Origin of the sequence: Klebsiella sp. 28, from assembly GCF_018223905.1 — a bacterium.
Classification (GTDB): Bacteria; Pseudomonadota; Gammaproteobacteria; order Enterobacterales; family Enterobacteriaceae; genus Klebsiella; species Klebsiella pneumoniae.
Genome location: NZ_JAGRQY010000282.1, coordinates 1 through 829, shown reverse-complemented (window position 1 = coordinate 829; position 829 = coordinate 1). Strand labels below are relative to the sequence as shown.

At 33.8% G+C, this 829-nt stretch carries 1 protein-coding gene; it reads left to right on the top strand.

The features are described 5' to 3' along the window. Positions 1 to 99: 99 nt before the first annotated feature. Positions 100 to 663: a type 4 pilus major pilin gene (locus tag KHQ28_RS28300; RefSeq protein WP_001548706.1), complete on the top strand. Its 564-nt coding sequence runs from the start codon at positions 100 to 102 to the stop codon at positions 661 to 663. Positions 664 to 829: the final 166 nt, after the last annotated feature.

Sequence of the window (829 nt, the reverse complement as noted above, 5' to 3'; positions counted from 1 at the left end):
CGGCTACTTTGTATATAATATTTTTTAAGTGGTTGCGTTTATTTTTAAATTTATTATTTTCTTTATATCATTTTATTAAACAATGGAGATATAAAGGAAATGAAAAAAACAGTATTAATTAAAAACATAAAAAGTAAAAAAGGTTTCTCACTTTTAGAACTATTACTTGTTCTTGGTATTATCGCAGCGTTAGTGGTAGCAGCATTTATCGTATATCCTAAAGTGCAAGCATCACAACGTTCACAAGCTGAGAGTAATAACATCGCAACAATCCAAGCTGGTGTTAAAGCCCTTTATACTTCCGCTTCAAGCTTTACTGGTTTGAATAACTCAGTAGCAGTTCAAGCGAAGATCTTCCCTGACAACATGTTAAGCGGTTCAGGTAACTCTGCAACACCAATCAACGCATTCAAAGGTGCTGTAACATTAGGTGTAGCTAACACTGGTCCATCATCAGCAGCAGGTTCTTCTTTCACAATTACTTATGATAACGTACCAGCAGCAGAATGTACTAAGATCATGACAGCAACAGCAGGTAACTTCTACATTGCTCAAGTAGGCTCTACAACTGTTAAACCAGCAGGTGGAACGCTTGACGTAGCGGCAACAGCAGGTGCTTGTTCTGACGCTAACAGTAATACATTGATCTTCACTTCTATTTAACAACAATGTTTTAATAAATTATTTTTTTTGGCTCCTTATTTAAAGGGGCCTTTTTTATCATTTATTGGTTTTTATTCTTCTATATATAGTTCTTCTTTCATCTTGATTTTTGTTTGTTATTTGATAATTAATTAATACGTGAAAATAAAAAGGACGATGAAAATGA